This is a genomic window from Streptomyces huiliensis (assembly GCF_020037025.1).
GTDB lineage: Bacteria > Actinomycetota > Actinomycetes > Streptomycetales > Streptomycetaceae > Streptomyces > Streptomyces huiliensis.
In genome coordinates, this window is record NZ_JAIQLH010000085.1 from 42418 (window position 1) to 58162 (window position 15745).

Annotated in this window: 22 protein-coding genes; 10 read left to right on the forward strand and 12 right to left on the reverse strand. The window is 72.5% G+C overall.

Annotated features, from left to right (window positions below):
* Positions 1 to 147: 147 nt before the first annotated feature.
* The gene (locus JNW98_RS36185; RefSeq protein WP_263420884.1) at positions 148 to 1254 is read left to right on the forward strand and encodes a hypothetical protein; all 1107 of its coding nucleotides are present in this window, start codon (positions 148 to 150) and stop codon (positions 1252 to 1254) included.
* Positions 1255 to 1406: 152 nt separating this feature from the next.
* Here JNW98_RS36185 and JNW98_RS17220 read toward each other — a convergent pair whose 3' ends face one another.
* Complete coding sequence (locus tag JNW98_RS17220; protein ID WP_223769120.1) at positions 1407 to 2132, reverse strand: TetR/AcrR family transcriptional regulator; 726 nt, start codon at positions 2130 to 2132, stop codon at positions 1407 to 1409.
* A 108-nt stretch (positions 2133 to 2240) separates the two neighbouring features.
* Here JNW98_RS17220 and JNW98_RS17225 point away from each other — a divergent pair, with 108 nt between their 5' ends.
* A complete protein-coding gene (locus JNW98_RS17225) occupies positions 2241 to 2594 on the forward strand; it encodes a darcynin family protein (RefSeq protein ID WP_223769121.1) in 354 nt (117 codons plus the stop codon).
* Positions 2595 to 2710: 116 nt separating this feature from the next.
* On the opposite strand, the gene JNW98_RS17230 is transcribed toward JNW98_RS17225, so the two are convergent.
* Complete coding sequence (locus tag JNW98_RS17230; RefSeq protein WP_223769122.1) at positions 2711 to 3166, reverse strand: nuclear transport factor 2 family protein; 456 nt, start codon at positions 3164 to 3166, stop codon at positions 2711 to 2713.
* A 118-nt stretch (positions 3167 to 3284) separates the two neighbouring features.
* Here JNW98_RS17230 and JNW98_RS17235 point away from each other — a divergent pair, with 118 nt between their 5' ends.
* The gene (locus JNW98_RS17235; protein WP_223769123.1) at positions 3285 to 3839 is read left to right on the forward strand and encodes a PadR family transcriptional regulator; all 555 of its coding nucleotides are present in this window, start codon (positions 3285 to 3287) and stop codon (positions 3837 to 3839) included.
* A 14-nt stretch (positions 3840 to 3853) separates the two neighbouring features.
* On the opposite strand, the gene JNW98_RS17240 is transcribed toward JNW98_RS17235, so the two are convergent.
* Positions 3854 to 4480 carry a hypothetical protein gene (locus JNW98_RS17240; RefSeq protein WP_223769124.1) on the reverse strand — a complete coding sequence of 209 codons (627 nt, stop codon included), beginning with the start codon at positions 4478 to 4480 and terminating at the stop codon, positions 3854 to 3856.
* Positions 4481 to 4633: 153 nt separating this feature from the next.
* Here JNW98_RS17240 and JNW98_RS17245 point away from each other — a divergent pair, with 153 nt between their 5' ends.
* The 4 genes from JNW98_RS17245 (at position 4634) to JNW98_RS17260 (ending at position 7235) form a co-directional block, all read left to right on the forward strand.
* Entirely contained in the window at positions 4634 to 5254 is a 621-nt protein-coding gene (locus JNW98_RS17245; RefSeq protein WP_223769125.1) for a S1 RNA-binding domain-containing protein, read from the forward strand.
* A gap of 7 nt (positions 5255 to 5261) precedes the next feature.
* On the forward strand, positions 5262 to 5594 hold the full coding sequence (locus JNW98_RS17250) for a glyoxalase superfamily protein (RefSeq protein WP_223769126.1): 333 nt from the start codon (positions 5262 to 5264) through the stop codon (positions 5592 to 5594).
* A gap of 92 nt (positions 5595 to 5686) precedes the next feature.
* Positions 5687 to 5914 (forward strand): hypothetical protein, encoded by a 228-nt coding sequence (locus JNW98_RS17255; protein ID WP_223769127.1) that lies wholly within the window; start codon positions 5687 to 5689, stop codon positions 5912 to 5914.
* An 85-nt stretch (positions 5915 to 5999) separates the two neighbouring features.
* Positions 6000 to 7235, forward strand: a complete 1236-nt coding sequence (locus tag JNW98_RS17260; protein ID WP_223769128.1) for a glycosyltransferase — start codon at positions 6000 to 6002, stop codon at positions 7233 to 7235.
* Positions 7236 to 7316: 81 nt separating this feature from the next.
* On the opposite strand, the gene JNW98_RS17265 is transcribed toward JNW98_RS17260, so the two are convergent.
* From JNW98_RS17265 to JNW98_RS36620, 3 genes are all read right to left on the reverse strand, one after another.
* A complete protein-coding gene (locus JNW98_RS17265; protein WP_223769129.1) occupies positions 7317 to 8597 on the reverse strand; it encodes a beta-ketoacyl-[acyl-carrier-protein] synthase family protein in 1281 nt (426 codons plus the stop codon).
* A 170-nt stretch (positions 8598 to 8767) separates the two neighbouring features.
* On the reverse strand, positions 8768 to 9232 hold the full coding sequence (locus tag JNW98_RS17270; RefSeq protein ID WP_223769130.1) for a hypothetical protein: 465 nt from the start codon (positions 9230 to 9232) through the stop codon (positions 8768 to 8770).
* 310 nt (positions 9233 to 9542) lie between these two features.
* A complete protein-coding gene (locus JNW98_RS36620) occupies positions 9543 to 10142 on the reverse strand; it encodes a CGNR zinc finger domain-containing protein (RefSeq protein ID WP_223769131.1) in 600 nt (199 codons plus the stop codon).
* A gap of 120 nt (positions 10143 to 10262) precedes the next feature.
* On the opposite strand from JNW98_RS36620, the gene JNW98_RS17280 reads away from it, so the two are divergent.
* Positions 10263 to 10658 carry a PPOX class F420-dependent oxidoreductase gene (locus tag JNW98_RS17280; RefSeq protein WP_223769132.1) on the forward strand — a complete coding sequence of 132 codons (396 nt, stop codon included), beginning with the start codon at positions 10263 to 10265 and terminating at the stop codon, positions 10656 to 10658.
* Between the two features lie 27 nt (positions 10659 to 10685).
* Here the strand turns inward: JNW98_RS17280 and JNW98_RS17285 are convergent, their stop codons facing one another.
* The gene (locus tag JNW98_RS17285; RefSeq protein ID WP_223769133.1) at positions 10686 to 11174 is read right to left on the reverse strand and encodes a hypothetical protein; all 489 of its coding nucleotides are present in this window, start codon (positions 11172 to 11174) and stop codon (positions 10686 to 10688) included.
* Between the two features lie 161 nt (positions 11175 to 11335).
* Positions 11336 to 11851 carry a GNAT family N-acetyltransferase gene (locus JNW98_RS17290; protein WP_223769134.1) on the reverse strand — a complete coding sequence of 172 codons (516 nt, stop codon included), beginning with the start codon at positions 11849 to 11851 and terminating at the stop codon, positions 11336 to 11338.
* A 293-nt stretch (positions 11852 to 12144) separates the two neighbouring features.
* Here JNW98_RS17290 and JNW98_RS17295 point away from each other — a divergent pair, with 293 nt between their 5' ends.
* Positions 12145 to 12744, forward strand: coding sequence for a GNAT family N-acetyltransferase (locus JNW98_RS17295; RefSeq protein WP_223769135.1), 600 nt, complete (start codon positions 12145 to 12147; stop codon positions 12742 to 12744).
* 15 nt (positions 12745 to 12759) lie between these two features.
* Here the strand turns inward: JNW98_RS17295 and JNW98_RS17300 are convergent, their stop codons facing one another.
* Together JNW98_RS17300 and JNW98_RS17305 are read right to left on the reverse strand one after the other, a co-directional pair.
* Positions 12760 to 13155, reverse strand: a complete 396-nt coding sequence (locus JNW98_RS17300) for a VOC family protein (protein ID WP_223769136.1) — start codon at positions 13153 to 13155, stop codon at positions 12760 to 12762.
* Positions 13156 to 13360: 205 nt separating this feature from the next.
* A complete protein-coding gene (locus JNW98_RS17305) occupies positions 13361 to 14185 on the reverse strand; it encodes a class I SAM-dependent methyltransferase (RefSeq protein WP_223769137.1) in 825 nt (274 codons plus the stop codon).
* Between the two features lie 65 nt (positions 14186 to 14250).
* On the opposite strand from JNW98_RS17305, the gene JNW98_RS17310 reads away from it, so the two are divergent.
* Complete coding sequence (locus JNW98_RS17310; RefSeq protein WP_223769138.1) at positions 14251 to 14844, forward strand: TetR/AcrR family transcriptional regulator; 594 nt, start codon at positions 14251 to 14253, stop codon at positions 14842 to 14844.
* On the opposite strand, the gene JNW98_RS17315 is transcribed toward JNW98_RS17310, so the two are convergent.
* The gene (locus JNW98_RS17315; RefSeq protein ID WP_223769139.1) at positions 14838 to 15404 is read right to left on the reverse strand and encodes a nucleoside deaminase; all 567 of its coding nucleotides are present in this window, start codon (positions 15402 to 15404) and stop codon (positions 14838 to 14840) included. The two genes, JNW98_RS17310 and JNW98_RS17315, sit on opposite strands and share 7 nt — an antisense overlap.
* Positions 15401 to 15745, reverse strand: a 345-nt coding sequence (locus JNW98_RS17320) for a TetR-like C-terminal domain-containing protein (RefSeq protein WP_223769140.1), incomplete at its 5' end; no start/stop codon positions are given. The genes JNW98_RS17315 and JNW98_RS17320, both read right to left, overlap by 4 nt.

A 15745-nucleotide genomic window follows, 5' to 3' on the forward strand; every position in this document is an offset into this window, starting at 1 on the left:
CCATTCCCGGGCGGCTGTGGGGGGCGTCCACACGATGGGCTCATCGCACTGGTTTGAGTTACATGCGATCACCTATGGATCGGTTCGGTCGTTACTGCGGGCGACGAGGCAGGCGGCGCCACCGCCCCGGCGGCGAAGGAGACAGCAGTGACCGAAGTACCTCCCGGCAAGCGGCGACGAGCCGGACGCGCCCAGACGGCAGCCGTGCTGTCCCTGGCCGCCGCACACCTGGCCCTCGTGCCGCCGAGCGCCCACGCGGCCGACCCCGCGGGCTGCACCCGCGACGGCACACACATCACCTGTACCAACGGCCTGCCGGAGGGGCAGACCCTCACCGGGACCGGCGGGAACGACACCATCGAGATCACCGGAACCGTTCACGGCACCGTCGACGGCGCGGGCGGCGCCGACACCATCACCATCCGCGGCCGCCGGGGCGCTCGTGGCCACGACACCGTCAGGCGCTCAGGCGGCAGAGCCGGGCAGGGAGAACACGCTGTGGGAGACCACGGCAGTGTGCTGGGTGGCGACGGCAACGACGTCATCACGCTCATCGGCGGTGACGGAGGCCGAGGAGGTGACGTCATCGAGGGAAGCCGTGTGCGAGCGGGCCATGGCGGAACGGGCGGGTTCGGCCTCGACGGCGGAACGGTCGACGGCGGACGCGGCATCAACCTGATCACCGTGCGCGGCGGCAACGGAGGTGTGAGCGGGGCCAATCTCAACGGTTCCGGAGAGGAAGCGGGCTACGCGGGCTCCGGAGGGGACGGTATCCGATCCGGCCACGTCATCGTGGGAACCGACCAGCACAGCTCCCTCATCGCGGAGGGCGGCGACGGCGCTTCGGCCCCACTGCGCGCAGAACGTGCCGGTCCAGGGGGAACAGGGGTGTCGACCGCTCGCCTGAAGGTCGGGCCGGCACCGGGAGGCGTGTCCATCAGGTTCACCGGCGGGGACAGCGGTTTCGGAGGCCACCACGCCATGGCCGGAGGCAGCGGGATGTATTTCGTGCAGTTGGTCGGCACCCCCGGGGACGACGACATCCGCCTGGAAGGCGGAAGCAGCCACACTGGAGGGGTACGCGGAAGGGGCCTCAACGTCAGCATCGTCAAAACCGGGGACGGCGACGACATCATCACCGCGGACGGCTCGTCCTCGTCCATCGACTGCGGCGAGGGAAACGACACCTACACCTACCGCGGCAGGCGGGGGACGGTCTCCCCGACCTGCGAGCACATCAGCCGCAGCCAGTAGACCACCGTGCTCCTCGCCCCTCACCGGCCTCAAGGCCGACACGGGAGCCGTTCGCCTGCCCGTCACGGTGACCACTCGGCGAACGGCTCCCGCTTCCCTCCTCCTGACAGCTTGGGCTCTGACCTGATGGCTGCCGGTCCGGAAACACGTTGTCAGGGCCGGGCGTCCCGCGCGCCCAGGTCGGCCAGGATGCCGTCGAGGGTGCGCTCGAAGAGGGGCTCGGGGTCGGTGAGGGCGAAGTCGAGGTGGCCGAAGACCTCGACGGCGACCGTCCCGTACAGGCGGGTCCAGCAGGCGACGAACACGTAGATGACGTCCAACGGCACCGGTTCGTCCGCGAGATGCTCGCGCACCTCCGCCAACTGGGCCGTCCACGCCGGGTCGAGGCCGGTGGGTGGGCGGATCGTTCCCTCCCGCCACAGGCGGACCATGAGGTCCAGGAGGACGCCGCCGAAACGCCAGCCGGAGTCGTGGGCGGCGGTGCCCGGCGTGGTGTCCGCGTCCGCGTCCGGCTTCGCGAACAGCAACCCGAACTCGCGCGGGTGCGCTAGCGCCCAGTGGCGCAGCTCGCGGCACGCCGCGCGCAGTTGCTCTCCCGGTCCGGCGTCCGGGTGGCGGTCGCGGGCGGCGGCCAGGGCGGCGGCGAGTTCGTCGTAGAGGGACGAGGTCAGCGCCTGGATCAGGTCGCGGTGGCCGGCGTAGTAGCGGTAGAGGCCGGGCGCGGTCATGCCCATCTCGCGGGCGATGGCGCGCAGGGTGACGGCCCCCGGCCCCTCCTCGACCAGGAGCCGCCGGCCGGTGCTCAGGATCTCCGCCAGCGCTTCCTCGCGTACGCGGTGGCGGCGGCCGGTGGGGCGGGTACCCGCGCTGCTGGACATCGGGCTCGGCCCGCCTTCCGCTTGACAAAGTTAACGCCTGTAACTTTACCTTCTCCTCGAAAGTTAACAGTGTTAGCAATTGCTGGTCGGATCACGGGGGAGTCCCACATGACCTACGGCATCGTCCTCACCTACACGGTCGCTCCGCGCTGGCTGGCGCTCTCGCGCGACGAGCGCAACGCGATGCGCGCCGCGCACCTGGAACCGGTCTTCGCCGCTTTCGCCGACCGGGTACGGGCCCGGTTCTTCGACGCGGAGGCGTTCAGCGGCCGTTGCTCGGACTTCGTCGTCCTGGAGACCGAGGATCTGGGCGCGTACTACTTCCTGGTCGAGGCCCTGCGCGACACCCCGGTCATCGCGGAGGGCTACCTCACCTTCGGCGAGATCTTCGTGGGCGTGGAGGACGGCTTCGAGGCGTACGAGGCGTACGAGCGGACGCTGGCCGGCGGGACGGGGCGGTGACCGGCGGCACGGGGCGGTGACCGGTGGGGCGGACGGTGGCCGGTGGGCGGCGACCGGGCGGGGGTGCGGGAGTCCGCGCCGGTCTCTCGCCGCCGAACGCCCGGTCACGTCACGACCTACATACCCTCCGCGGTCAGGCCCGCGAGAACCGCTTCACCGAGGGCGTGGACCGCGGACTGGGGGCGGACCATGACGGTGAACTCCTTGATGCGGCCGTCGTCGTCGAAGTGCAGGAGGTCCACGCCGTGGATCTCCCTGCCGCCGGCCTTGGCGCGGAAGAGCAGCACCACCGAGGGGGCGGAGGCGCCGTCGGCTGTGGTGTGCGAGGTGCCGGAGTGGTCGCCGATGTAGCGGAAGTCCTCGAACGTCCGCAGCAGGACGCCGAAGAGGCGGAGCACCGCCGGCTTGCCCTCAAACGGCGTGAACTTGACGGGGCTGTAGAAGCGGATGTCCTCGGCGAACAGGTCGTCCAGGGCTGCCGGGTCCCGGGTGTCGACGGCGGCGCGGAAACGGTCGGCGGTGGCGCGGAAACGGTCGGCGGTGGCGTGGAAACGGTCTGCGGTGGTCGTCATGCTCACTCACGCTCCATCCAGATACTCACACAACTGATTAGTCATTTTCATGAGTACCATGGCCGCGTGCCCGGCGACAGGGGCCCGGGCGGCGGAGATGCGGAGAGGAACGGTTCCGATGGCGCTACGGCACGCCGTACTGGCGGCGCTGCTCGACGGGGAGCTCAGCGGGTACCAGCTGGCCAAGGCGTTCGACCTCGGTGTGGCGAACTTCTGGTACGCGCAACCGCAGCAGCTCTACGCCGAGTTGGGCCGCCTGGAGAAGGACGGGCTCGTCGCGGGGCGGGAGGTGGTCCAGGAGACCCGGCCCACCAAACGCCTGTTCCACGTGACCGACGCCGGGCGGGCGGAGCTGGAGGCGTTCACGGCCGCGTCCGCGAAGCCGTCGTTCATCCGCGACGACGTGCTCGTCAAGGTCCAGGCCGCCGACCACGTCGACGCCGAGGCGCTGATCGCCCAGCTCACCGAGCGCTCGGCCCTCGCCCGGGCCAAGGCCGACCTCTTCGGCACCCTGCTGGCCGGCATGCGCGGCGACCGCACGGAGGACGAGTTCCTGCGCCACGGCGACCGCGTCGGCCCGTACCTGACCTGCCTGCGCGGCCTCGCCTTCGAGCAGGGCAACCACGACTGGTGCGAGCGCACGATCCGCGTCCTGCGAGAACGGCGACGGTGACCGGTGCGCGACGCTCACCGGCCGGTGCGGCGGCGGCGGTGGTGGTAGGCGTACGTCACCAGGCCCAGCAGCGGCCCCCAGGCGAGCAACGGCAGGTAGCAGACGGTCAGGACGGCCTCCTCCGTCGGGGTGTGGCCGGCCGGGAACCCGTCGAAGGCGATGCTGAGGAAGAAGTAGTACACGACGCCCATGGACGCGAGGGCCCCCAGCGCGGCCGGCACCACCGCGGCGAGCGGACGCACCGGGCGGCCGCCCAGCCACGGGATCCACCGTGGCACCACCTCGCCCCAGGGCTGCACCAACCCCAAGGTGAGCAGCCCAAGCCCCTCGGATACCGCGAACAGCACGAGCAAGTACAGGTCGAGCCCGGCACCGTGACTCCGCGCCTCGGCCGTACCGAAGCCCGGTACGGCCAGCATCACGCCCATCCGCCACAGCCCCGACGGCAGGATGACGAACGGCACGGCATGCGCCGCGATCCGCGCCCAGCGCGGCACGTCCAAGGACGAGGACGAGGACGAGGACGAGGACGAGGACGAGGACGAGGACGAGGACGAGGACGAGGACGAGGACGAGGACGGGGACGGGGACGAGGACGGGGGCATGCTCGGGGACACGGACGGGGAACGGGCGGCAGACACCGCTGCGAAGTTCTCTTGCTCAGCCACCCCCGCATACTTTCCGGCCGCACCCACCGGCCGTGTCCCCCCGAAGTCGCAACACACTCAGTCGCACGGCGGAGAACGGCGAACCGCGGGTATCACGACCGACCGGCCCCGTTCTAGGCTCTGTTCATGACCGAAGCCGACCCCTTCCACCACCTGCGTACTATGCTGAACCGCCCGGAACCGGGCCCGGTGAGGCGGGTGAAGGTCGTCGGATTCGACGGACCGGACGTCCTCGTGAGCCTTGCGGACGGAGAGGGGCCGCACGCCGAGACCGGGCGGATTCCCGGCGGCGAGGTGTCGATGCGCCGTGCCGAGCACCCTTCCGCGTTTCTCGAATCGGGCCAGGAAGTCGAGGCCGAGGAGATCGGACGATTCCGCGAGGGAGAGCTGCTGTTGTCCGCGTCGGCGTGCGAGTACCCGCAGTTGCGGTCCTTCCTCGTCGGAATCCGTCCCGGGCAGGTCGTATCGGGAACGGTTTCCGCGGTGCACGACTTCGGGGTCTTCGTCGACCTGGACGGACAGCCCGACGGATTCCACACGGGATTCATCCGAGTACCGGACCTCTCCTGGTCGTGGTCTGATCGACCCTCGGACGTCGTGCGACCCGGGCAGCGGATCACGGCTCGGGTCATCCAGTCCGAAACGCGGCGGGGGCAGGTCGCCGTGTCGTTGAAGGCTCTTCAGGAGAACCCCGCACCGGTTTCGCCGATCAGGTCGGCCGGATCGTCGGAGCGGCCTCCGCGATGATGGTTCCATGAACGAGGAAGTCATCCCCATTCTCCGCGTCTCGGACGCCGCCGTCGCTGTCGCCTGGTACGAGCGGCTGGGATTCGCCGTGCGGTGGGAGCACCGCTTCGGGCCCGGGTTTCCCGCATTCGTCGAGGTCGCCCGGGGCGAGGTGCGGTTGTTTCTATCCGAGCACGAGGGCGATGCCCGGCCCGACACCCTGGTCTACCTCCGCGTGCGCGACGTCGACGCCGTGGCGGCCGAGTTCGGAGTGCGGGCGGAGGACGCTCCGTGGGCGCGGGAGATCGAGCTGCGCGATCCGGACGGGAACCGGCTGCGGATCGGCACGCCGTTGGAGTGACGAGGCGAATGGACCTTTCGGTCCAACTCCCGCTGCTTAGCGTGCAGTCGTCCCCTGACACGCACCCTCCCGGAAGACAGGTCTCCTTTCTCATGCACGCGATCGCGAGGCCCTGGTCCGGGACCGGCGAGGTCTTCGGCCTGCTGCTGGACGGGCGGCTCGCCCCGCGCGTCACCGGCCGCTACCCCCTCGCGGACGCGGCTCGGACCCCGGGTCCGGCCTCGATTCCGTCGGCGGGAACCGAAGGCGACGGGAACAGTGAAGGCGACGGGAACAGCGAAGGCGAGGAGAACCCACTCCTCGCCACTCTCAACATATAGCGCACAGGGGGCCTTGCGGCAAGGCCCCCTCCGTCCCGCACAATCGGCGGCCAAAGCCGGAATACACGGACATGGGGGTCGTGAAGTGCGCGTGTTGTTGACGACGTGGGGATCGCGCGGAGACGTCGAACCACTGGTGGGGCTGGCGGCGGCGGTGCGGGGGCTCGGCGGGGAGGCGCGCCTGTGCGCGCCGCCGGACGAAGAATTCGCGGCTCTGACGGCACGGGCCGGCGTACCGCTGGTGCCGCTCGGCCCGGCGGTACGGCCCATCGTGTCCGGTACCCGGCCGCCGACGAAGGAGGACGCGTTCAAGCTCGCCCCCGCACTCGTCGCCGCGCGGTTCGAGACGCTCACCGCGGCGGCCGAGGGGTGCGACGTCCTGCTGGCGACCGGCCTGATGCCGGCGGGGGCGCGGGACGTGGCCGAGAAGCTCGGCATCCCGTACGTGTACGGGTGCTTCCACATCTTCGGCCTGCCGTCGCCGCGCTTCCGCCCCGGCGCACGGCCGGGCACCCCGTCCGCACCGGACGAGACGGACCTCCGGGTGCTGTGGCGGCAGGACGCCGAGCGGGTGAACGCCCTGTACGGCGAGGCGCTGAACAGCGGCCGGGCGGCGATCGGCCTGCCACCGGTCGACAACGTCCGCGACCACGTCTTCGGCGCCCGGCCGTGGCTCGCGGCGGACGCGACGCTCTGCCCGTCGGAAGGCATGACGGACCTCGACCTCGTCCCGACCGGGGCGTGGATCCTGCCCGACGACCGCCCGCTGCCGACGGAGCTGGAGGCGTTCCTCGACGCGGGCGCGCCCCCGGTGTACGTGGGCTTCGGCAGCATGGCCGCGCACGCGCCGGAGGGCATCGCCCGGGTGGCTGTCGAGGCGTGCAGGGCGCAGGGGCGCCGCATGGTCTTCGCCCGCGGCTGGGCCGGACTGGCCCCGGCCGACGCCGCCGACTGCCTCGTCGTCGGCGAGGTCAACCAGCAGGCCCTGTTCCGCCGGGTGGCGGCCGTGGTGCACCACGGCGGCGCGGGCACCACGACGACGGCCGCCCGGGCGGGCGCGCCGCAGGTGGTGGTCCCCCGGATCGCGGACCAGCCCTACTGGGCCGCCCGCGTCGCGGAACTGGGCATCGGCGTCGCCCTCGACGCCCCGGCGCCGACCGCCGCCTCCCTGTCCGCCGCGCTGGCCACGGCCCTGACACCCGAGACCGCCGCCCGCGCTAGGGCGGTGGCCGGCACCGTCCGCGCGGACGGTGCGACGGTGGCCGCGAAGCTGTTGCTGGAGACGGCGGGGAGCCGGGAGGGGGCGTCCGCGGGCGGGTGATCCCCGGCGTGCGGGGGCGGGGCGGGGACGGCGCGGGGGTCCGCCCCCGCCCGCCCCCTCGCCTTCCAGCCCCCCGGCGCACTACGCCGCTTCCGCGCCGCCCACGCCGGTGTGCGGTCCGACGATCAGGCAGGCGTTGTGGCCGCCGAAGCCGAACGAGTTGCACAGCACGGGCGCCGGCCGGGCCGGCCTGGGGCTGGTGACGATGTCGAGGCCGCACTCCGGGTCCGGGGTCCGGTAGGTGGCGACGGGCGGGATCGTTCCGTGCCGCAGCGACAGCACCGCCGCCGCGGCCTCGACGGCGCCCGCGGCGCCGAGCGAGTGGCCGAGGACGCCCTTGGGCGCGGTGACGGGCGGTGGACCCTGCGGGAACGCCTGCCGGAGGGCGAGTGCCTCGGTCAGGTCGTTGAGCGCGGTCGAGGTGCCGTGCGCCTTGACGTAGCCGACGTCGGCGGGGTCGAGCCCCGCGTCCCGCAGCGTCGCCGTGATGCACGCGGTCGCGGCGGCGGCGTCGGGCCGCGGCGCCACCACGTGGTGGGCGTCGCAGGTCTGCGCGTAGCCGCCGATCTCGGCCAGGACGTCCGCGCCGCGGTCGAGCGCGTGGTCCAGCCGCTCCAGGTGGAGGAAGGCCGCGCCCTCGCTCAGGACGAGCCCGTCGCGGTCCAGGTCGAACGGGCGCGAGGCCAGCGCCGGGCGGTGCCGGGTGCTCAGGACGCCGAGCCGGGTCAGACCGGCCACGCCCATCGGGACCAGCGGCGCCTCGGAGGCGCCGGCGAGGACGGTGTCGCAGCCGCCGTCACGGATGAGCCGCGCCCCCTCGCCGATCGCCGTGGTGCCCGACGCGGAGGACGTCCCGATGCTGACGCAGGGCCCCTGCCGGCCGGTCAGTCGGGCGATGAGCTGGGCGGGAGCGTTGGGGAGCAGCCGGGGTACGGCCATCGCCGCCATCCGGCGCGGACCGCCCTCGTGGTAGGCGACGGCCTGCGCGGTCCAGGTCTCCATCGCGGTGCAGGCGCTCCCGGACACGACCGCGTGCACCCCGCCCGCGGAGGCCGGCGCTCCCGCGTGCCGCAGCGCCTTCACCGCGGCGACCAGCGCGTACTGGGCGAACAGGTCGTTCTGCCGGATGTCCTTGTGCGGCATGTACGGCGTGGGGTCGAAGCCCTTGATCTGGCAGGCCGCCAGCAGCTCCAGGCCGACGGCGGACGCGTCGAACCGGTCCAGCTCGCGGGCCGTGCTCTCGCCCGACACCAACTGCCGCCAGAACGCGTCGGGTTCGTCCCCCGCCGGGGTCACGAGCCCGACGCCGGTCACCGCCACCCGGGGGCGGCCGCGGTGGTCCACCAGGGGACCGCCTGTCACGCCTGTCACCTTGTGCTCCATCGCTTGCTCCTGTTACGGGTGGATCGGGTGCCGCGCCCGGCCCCGCGCGGGCGGGACCGGACGTGGCTGTCGTGCCGGAGGCTGCTTTCATGCCGGACGCTGCTGTCGTGCCGGACGGCTGCCGAGAGGGTCGGCTCCGACGGGTTCGGTCAGATGGGCAGCCAGACGGAGAGCGCCCGCGGCTCGAAGCGGGAAAGCTTGCGCGTCTCACCGTCGTACTGGGCGTTCTCCAGCTGGATGTGGCCCTCTTCCCGCATGTTGTAGTTGCACACGGCCCACTTGTCCTCGCCCAGCTTGTTCCGGCACCCGCCGGTGCGCCCGTAATTGGTCGCCCAGAGCCCGACCGCGGACTTCCCGTTGGCCTTGGTGTCCTTGACGTAGACCTTGTCGCCGTCCTTGTCGAAGCAGGTCTTGACGCCGGTGCTGGTGATGCACGGTATCCGCGCCGTGATCGCGTCGGCGTCGGCGGAGGCGACCACGCTGTCGTCGATCTCGATGCCCTCGACCATCTCGGCCGACGCCTGTCCGCCGAGGGCCGTCACGGACACGACCAGTGCGGCGAGGCCGACTCCGGCCGTCGAAAGCGACCTGTTCCACCGGCTTTTCATCGACACTTTCGAATCTCCTTCGGGGAGCGAACGATGAAGCGTGCGGCCTGAAAAGCGCACGCGGGGGAAAGACCGGAACCCGGCGCGGTACGAAGACATCCCCCCTGCCCTGCGCGGGCCGACGCACCGAAAGTCCGGGGCCGTGGCGCCCCTTGCGGCTTTCGGTATGCGGAAACCTATGAGTCGTTCACGACATCGTCAATGAACGATGGGTGGAGGGTGCACGAAACCACAGGTCAGGCGCGGGAATTGATGCAATGAGGTGAGCGCTAACGCAAAGCCGGGCGGGATGCGTCCGGGAGGGGCCGCCTTACCGTCAGTGCGACGCCTGATCAGGGCCGCCCCGCTTGCGGGCGTAGTGGCGGCGTGCCCGGTCGCGGTTGCCGCAGTCGCCCGAACTGCACCAGCGCCGGGCGCCGTTGCGGCTGCGGTCCAGGAAGAACCAGCCGCAGCCCCGGCCTTCGCAGCGGCGCACCCGGGACAGCTTTTGGGTGTCGCCGAGCAACTCCTCGGCCAGGAGGGCGAGTTCGTCGGGAAGAGAGGTGGGCGCCCAGCGCAAGGGGAGCGCCGGCGGAAGCGCGGCGTGCGCGCGGGCGGACACGAAGGCGTCGTGCAGGGTCTCGCAGGCGAGGGGCGGCGGCTCCACGCCGGCCGCCGCGGCGTCCAGCGTCGCGCCGAGGGCGTCGCGCAGGCGGAGCAGGGCGGGTACGTCGGCGGCGGTCGCCGGTGTGAGGCCGGCGGCGGCGGCCCAGCGGGCCCACGCCGCGGCGTCCGGTACGAGCTCGGCGGCGCGCGTGCCGTCGGAGCGCCAGACCGCGGTGTTCACCAGGTCGAGCACGGGGTGGCCCGCGACGAACCGCGGCTCGGGGGCCTCCGCCGGGCCGCCGGTGAGGGGTTCCGTCCGGTCTTCGATCACCCCCTCACTCTATCGCGGCGCACTCATGTCTAATGACCTAAAGCCAAATAGCCTGTTAGGGTCGGCGCGTCAGCCACGGAAGATCACAGACGGCAGATCACAGAAGGCAGGGGAGCAACTGTGCAGGTCCAGCTCAATGACGTCGCGCGTGCACTGCTCGACGGCAGGAACTTCGCCACCGTCGCCACACTCGGCAAGGACGGGGCGCCCCAGACCTCCGTCGTCTGGGTGGCGAGGGACGGCGACACGGTGGTGTTCTCCACCACCGCCGGCCGCCAGAAGGGCCGGAACCTGGCCCGGGACCCCCGGATCGGCATCACGGTCTACGACGTCAGCGATCCGTACCGCTCCGTGGACATCCGGGGCGTCGCGGAACTCGTCGAGGATCCGGGCAGGGAACTGCCCCGCCGGCTCTCGCACAAGTACCTCGGCGAGGACCCGCCGGCCGAGCCGGACGAGGTGCGCCGTCTGATCGTGCGGGTGACGCCGCACAAGGTCACCGGCTTCTCCGTCTGAGCCCTCGCCCGCCGGGCCGCCGCGCCGTCAGACGGTGATGTCCAGCATGTAGTTGGTGTTGATGACGAAGGTCACCAGGTTCGTCCCCGTGCCGAAGAGGCCGGACCCCGAGTCGCGTGCCTGGTTGCTGGAGCCGCGCTCGGTGGCGCTGCCGGAGGCCCCGGTGCTGTCCCGGTCGAAGCGGCGGTCGATGGTGAACCGGAGGGTCTGCCCGGTGTCCGTCCGCCTGAGGGTGTCGGTGGTCCGCGTGGTGTAGAAGAGGTCGCCGCTGCCGGTCACCGAGCCGGAGACCGTCAGCTCGGCCGGAAAGGACTGGTCGGGCGTCGCACAGCGGAAGCCGCTCGCGCTCTTGCCGTCGACGGCGCCGTTGACGGGATGCACGTTCACGTTGATCGAGCCGGCGCAGTTGTAGGTCACCAGCGGTGCTCTGGCGGCGCCCGCCGGGGCGACCGCCGCCAGGAGCAGGGCCGCCGCCGCACCGGCGGCGGCCCAAGTGCGCGTGGGCGTGAGGACCATCGGCTTCTCCTTCACCCTGCGGTGCGCGCGGAGCACGCGCGATACGGGCGGTGTCCGCACCGCCCGTATCCGAGTGTGAGGCCGGGGTTCCGACGTGGACATCGCTCGTTCAGGTGACGCCGGTGCCGGCCGTCACCTGACGTGCGCCGCCGGGCCGCGGATCAACCGGCGTGGCGTTCCGGGCCCGTGAGCTCGAAGCGGGCCACGTCGCCCTCGGTGCCGGAGCGGCGGAAGCCCGCCTTCTCCAGGACGCGGACGGACGCCGGGTTCGACAGCTCCGCGCCGGCGGCCACGGTACGGACGCCGGGTGCCGCGAGGGCGAAGTCCGCCAGCGCCCTGGTGGCCTCGGTGGCGTAGCCCCGGCCGCGGCGCGAGGCGACGATGCCGTAGCCGAGTTCGAGGGTGCCCTCGGCGGGCGGCCAGAACAGGCCGATGGAGCCCACCACCCGGCCGCCGACCCGCTCGACGATCAGACGGTGGCCGTGCTCGCCGAGCCATGCGGGGTTCTGCTCCAGGAGACCGGCTATGACGCGGTCGCCTTCGGCGGGAAAGTCGTCCGCCCAGTCCGCCGACGGGGTGCCGGCGAGGACGGCGGCGGCTTCGGCCGCGGTCCAGGGGCGGAGGACGAGGCGGTCGGTGATGAGCTCGGTGGGGGACGTCGCGGTGGAGTAAGACACGTGGTTCTCCTGGTCGTTGTGGTGACGACCGGACCGCGCCTTATCGCTGGGGCGCGGGCCGGATGAGGGCATGACGAAGAGGGCCTGTGGCGGCCATATTCATCAACCTCCTCATCCGTGATCACACGCGACTCTCGCGTCGCGCGACGTTAACACTCCGCTGTGTGGGGCGTAAAGGAGTTTCGTGGCCCCTGTCCCTCCCCCAGAGGGGGCACCCCCAGCCCTCAAACGCCGGACGGGCTGAAGTCGGCCCCGCCCCCAGCGACCAAGATCGCTGGATGCACAATGCACGTATGCCGACAACGACGCCGGCGGCCCTCCACGACGCCGCCCCCATCAGCCGCATCCTCGCCCGCGCCTTCGACAGCGACCCCATGATGCGCTGGTTCTTCCCGGACGAACCCTCGCGAGAGGCCTCGCTGGCCGCCTACTTCTCGACGATCTTCACCCGGCAGTACGCGCTCAACGGCGTCTGCGAACGCACCGAGAACGCCGCCGCGTTCTGGGTGGCGCCGGAGGCGCAGGAGAAGGCCGTTCCCGACGCGGAGACCATCCAGGAGCTGGTGGCCCTGCTCGGCGACCGGGCCGGACTGTTCGGGGAGGCCGTCGAGACGGCCGCCCGGCACACGCCCCAGGAGCCGCACTGGTCCCTGGCATTGATAGGCGCCGACCCGGCCGCCCAGGGCCGGGGGGAGGGGTCCGCCCTGCTGCGCTCCGGCCTGGCCAAGGCCGACGCGTCGGGCATGCCCGTCTACCTGGAGTCCTCCAAGGAGTCCAACATCCCCGTCTACGAGCACTTCGGCTTCACCGTGCGCGAGGAGATGAAGCTGCCGGGCGGCGGCCCCACGCTGTGGGGCATGTGGCGCGCGCCGCGCCGCCCGGCCGACGCCTGAGGTGCCGAGCCGCCCCTACGGACGGACGTAGGGGCGGGTCATGATCTCCATGTTGTGACCCGACGGGTCCTCGAAGTACGCCCCGCGCCCGCCGAACAGGCCGTTGACCCGGCCCGGTTCGGTGTGGTGCGGGTCGGCGTAGTACGTGACCCCGAGGGCCTCCAGCCGGGCGATCATGCCGTCGAACCGCTCCTCGGGCACGAGGAACGCGTAGTGCTGGGACTGGACGGGCTCGTCGCGCTTCTCGTAGTAGTCGAGCGTCACGCCGTTGCCGAGGTCGACCGGGAGGAACGGCCCGAAGGGGGCGCCGACCTCCAGGCCGAGGACGGCGGCGAGGAAGTCCGCCGACAGTCGGCGGTCCGCGGCGTAGACGACGGTGTGGTTCAGCTGGACGGCGGGGGATGTGGGCATGGCGTGAGATCTCTCCGTGTCTGGGGTTCGCTGATGCGCGCGCGGCGCCGCGCGAAGGGCGCCGGCCGGAAGGCAGGACAACGGAGAGAAGGGCGGGGCTCGTGCCCGCCTCGGGCTCACGCCGAGGCCGGGAACCCTGTTCGTGCGTGGCGCATGGCCGACCCGGCAGTCACACGGCGACTCTATCGCACGGGTTGACGGAGCGTCAGTATGCGGGGTGCCGCACCGCGGTCACCGCCACGGCGGCGTACCGCAGGGTGAACGAGCCCCCCAGCGCGTCGACGGCGGCGCCGACGCCGTCCCGCACCCGCTCCAGGACGTCCGGCGGAAGCCCCGTGTGGCCGCCCGTGGTGGGCAGTTGGTCCAGCCACTCGTCCCGGGTGTACGCCCGCTCCCAGTCGAACCGCCACCGCTCGGGCGCGCCGAACGCGCCCGCGCCCCGGATGCCGTCGGCCGCCCGCTCGCACAGCGGCAGGTAGGGGTCCGGGCCGGTAGCCCACTGCCGGGCGGCGAGCGAGCCGGGCAGGAGCCGGTCGTAGACCGCGGCGAACGCCCCGGCCACCTCGGGCGACGGCAGTGCCGCGTTCCAGAACACGGCCAGCCGGCCGCCCGGCCGCAGTACCGCGGCGGCCTTCGCCGGGCCCGCGGCGGGGTCGATCCAGTGCCAGGTCTGCCCGGAGACGACGGTGTCGAAGGTCCGGCCGGCGGGGTCCCAGGTCTCGAAGGCGCCGGTCTCGACGTCGAGTCCGCCGCGCCGCGCCCAGGCGGCCATCCGGTCGTCGATCTCGACGCCGAGGACGGTGTGGCCGGCCGCGCGGAACTGCCGGGCGGCGATGCCGGTTCCGGTGCCGACGTCGAGGAGGTCGGGCCCGGGGCTTTCGGCGGTGATCCGGCGTGCCAGCGCGTCGGGGTAGCGGGGCCGCGTCCGGTCGTACCGTTCGGGATCCCTGCCGAACGACTCCGCGACGCGGCGGGCAAGATGAGGTGCGTGAGCTGAGGGACGTGCTCCCTCGGGCAAGGGAGTGGGCATGCGCCCACTCTAGTGGGCGAGTGCCCACTTGTCAGGGGGCGGCCGGTGGAAGGGAGCGGTACGCGATGCCGACGGGCGTGGCCATGCGGGATGCGCGGGAGCAGCTGTTCGACGCGGCGGAACGGGTCCTGCTCCGGGCCGGTCCGGCCGCGCTGACCAGCCGGGCCGTCACCGAGGAGGCGGGGTGCGCCAAGGGCGTCCTGCACCGGCACTTCGCCGACTTCGACGCCTTCCTCGCCGGCCTGGTGCTGGACCGCGCCCGACGGATCGGGGAACAGGGCGCGGCCCTCCGCGCCGCCGCCGGGACGGGCGACGTCATCGGCCGGCTCGCCGACGCCCTCACCGGCCTGTTCGAGTCGGTGGCCGTGGCGATCGTCGGGCTCGTCACCTCCCGGGACGGGCTCCGGGCCCGGCTGCGCGACGAACGGCCCACCGGCGTACCACTCCTGACGGACGCGGCGGCCGTCCTCGCCTCCTACCTCGCCGCCGAGCGTGACCTGGGCCGCCTCGCCCCCGACGCCGACGTCGACGTTCTCGCCCCCACGCTGATCGGCGCCGCGCACCTGCTCTTCGCCGACCGGACGGGCCCGCCGCCCGGGGCGGACGCGGTGCGGAGGACCGTCGCGGCGGTGGTGGGCGGGGTCGTGCGCCTTCAGTGATCGCGCGTGGTGTGCCGGCGCAGCCGTCGGGCCTCCTGGAAGAGGCGGTTCGTGCGGTCCGCCAGGACGCCGCCCAGGAGCAGGTCCGGCGTGTAGAAGGGGCGGGCGGCGGCGGCCACTTCCCGGGCGGACAGCGCGATCTGGTGGAGCCCGGCGCGGCGGAGCTCGTCGATCGAACTGCCCCAGACGACGCGCCGTACGTTCGCCCAGACCAGCGCGCTCATGCACATCGGGCAGGGCTCGCCCGTGGTGTAGAGCGTGGTGTCGGCCCAGCCGCGGTTGCCGTGGCGGCGTACGTAGTCGTTCATCGCGGCCATCTCCCCGTGCAGGACCGGGTTGTTCCGCATGGTGTTGACGCCGCTCGCCAGGACGTCGCCGTCGCGCGTGCCGACGATCACCGCGCCGAAGGGGTAGGCGGGGTTCTCCCCGGCTTCTTCGATGGCCAGTCGCATGAACCGCTCGTGATCGGAGCCGGTGTCCGGGGGTGCGGGCCGCTCGGTGGGGCGTGGCAGCGCCGCGCCGGCCGCCGTCTCCAGGAACCTGCGTCTGCCCAGGATCACGCGCCTCCTTCGCCGGCCGCCCGGTGGTGGCCGAGGAGGTCGTCGACCTCGGCCTGGAACAGCAGGGCCGGATCGACGTCCATGCCCGCGAAGTGGCCCGCGAGTTCCAGGGACAGGACGCCGTGCAGCCGGGTCCAGAAGACGAGGGCGCCGTGCTCGGACGCCAGCGTTTCGACCAGGGTCGCCATGATCCCGTCGGAGATGCCGGTGATGTCCTCGGGCGCCCGGTAGCCGGGGACGGGGGTGCCGTAGATCAGCAGGTACCGCTGGGGGTCCGCCAGCGCCCAGTCGCGCCAGGCGTGGGCCAGTCCGGCCGGTCCCGCTCCGGCGGCGGAGGCGGC

What these genes read in the sequence shown, in the direction of transcription:
- JNW98_RS17230 (WP_223769122.1), bottom strand. Translation starts at nt 3,166, where the DNA reads ATGACGACCACCGCAGACCGTTTCCACGCCACCGCCGACCGTTTCCGC.
- JNW98_RS17305 (WP_223769137.1), bottom strand. Translation starts at nt 14,185, where the DNA reads ATGCCCACTCCCTTGCCCGAGGGAGCACGTCCCTCAGCTCACGCACCT.
- JNW98_RS17295 (WP_223769135.1), top strand. Translation starts at nt 12,145, where the DNA reads ATGCCGACAACGACGCCGGCGGCCCTCCACGACGCCGCCCCCATCAGC.
- JNW98_RS17285 (WP_223769133.1), bottom strand. Translation starts at nt 11,174, where the DNA reads ATGGTCCTCACGCCCACGCGCACTTGGGCCGCCGCCGGTGCGGCGGCG.
- JNW98_RS17235 (WP_223769123.1), top strand. Translation starts at nt 3,285, where the DNA reads ATGGCGCTACGGCACGCCGTACTGGCGGCGCTGCTCGACGGGGAGCTC.
- JNW98_RS17310 (WP_223769138.1), top strand. Translation starts at nt 14,251, where the DNA reads ATGCCGACGGGCGTGGCCATGCGGGATGCGCGGGAGCAGCTGTTCGAC.
- JNW98_RS17250 (WP_223769126.1), top strand. Translation starts at nt 5,262, where the DNA reads ATGAACGAGGAAGTCATCCCCATTCTCCGCGTCTCGGACGCCGCCGTC.
- JNW98_RS17225 (WP_223769121.1), top strand. Translation starts at nt 2,241, where the DNA reads ATGACCTACGGCATCGTCCTCACCTACACGGTCGCTCCGCGCTGGCTG.
- JNW98_RS17220 (WP_223769120.1), bottom strand. Translation starts at nt 2,132, where the DNA reads ATGTCCAGCAGCGCGGGTACCCGCCCCACCGGCCGCCGCCACCGCGTA.
- JNW98_RS17300 (WP_223769136.1), bottom strand. Translation starts at nt 13,155, where the DNA reads ATGCCCACATCCCCCGCCGTCCAGCTGAACCACACCGTCGTCTACGCC.
- JNW98_RS17255 (WP_223769127.1), top strand. Translation starts at nt 5,687, where the DNA reads ATGCACGCGATCGCGAGGCCCTGGTCCGGGACCGGCGAGGTCTTCGGC.
- JNW98_RS17245 (WP_223769125.1), top strand. Translation starts at nt 4,634, where the DNA reads ATGACCGAAGCCGACCCCTTCCACCACCTGCGTACTATGCTGAACCGC.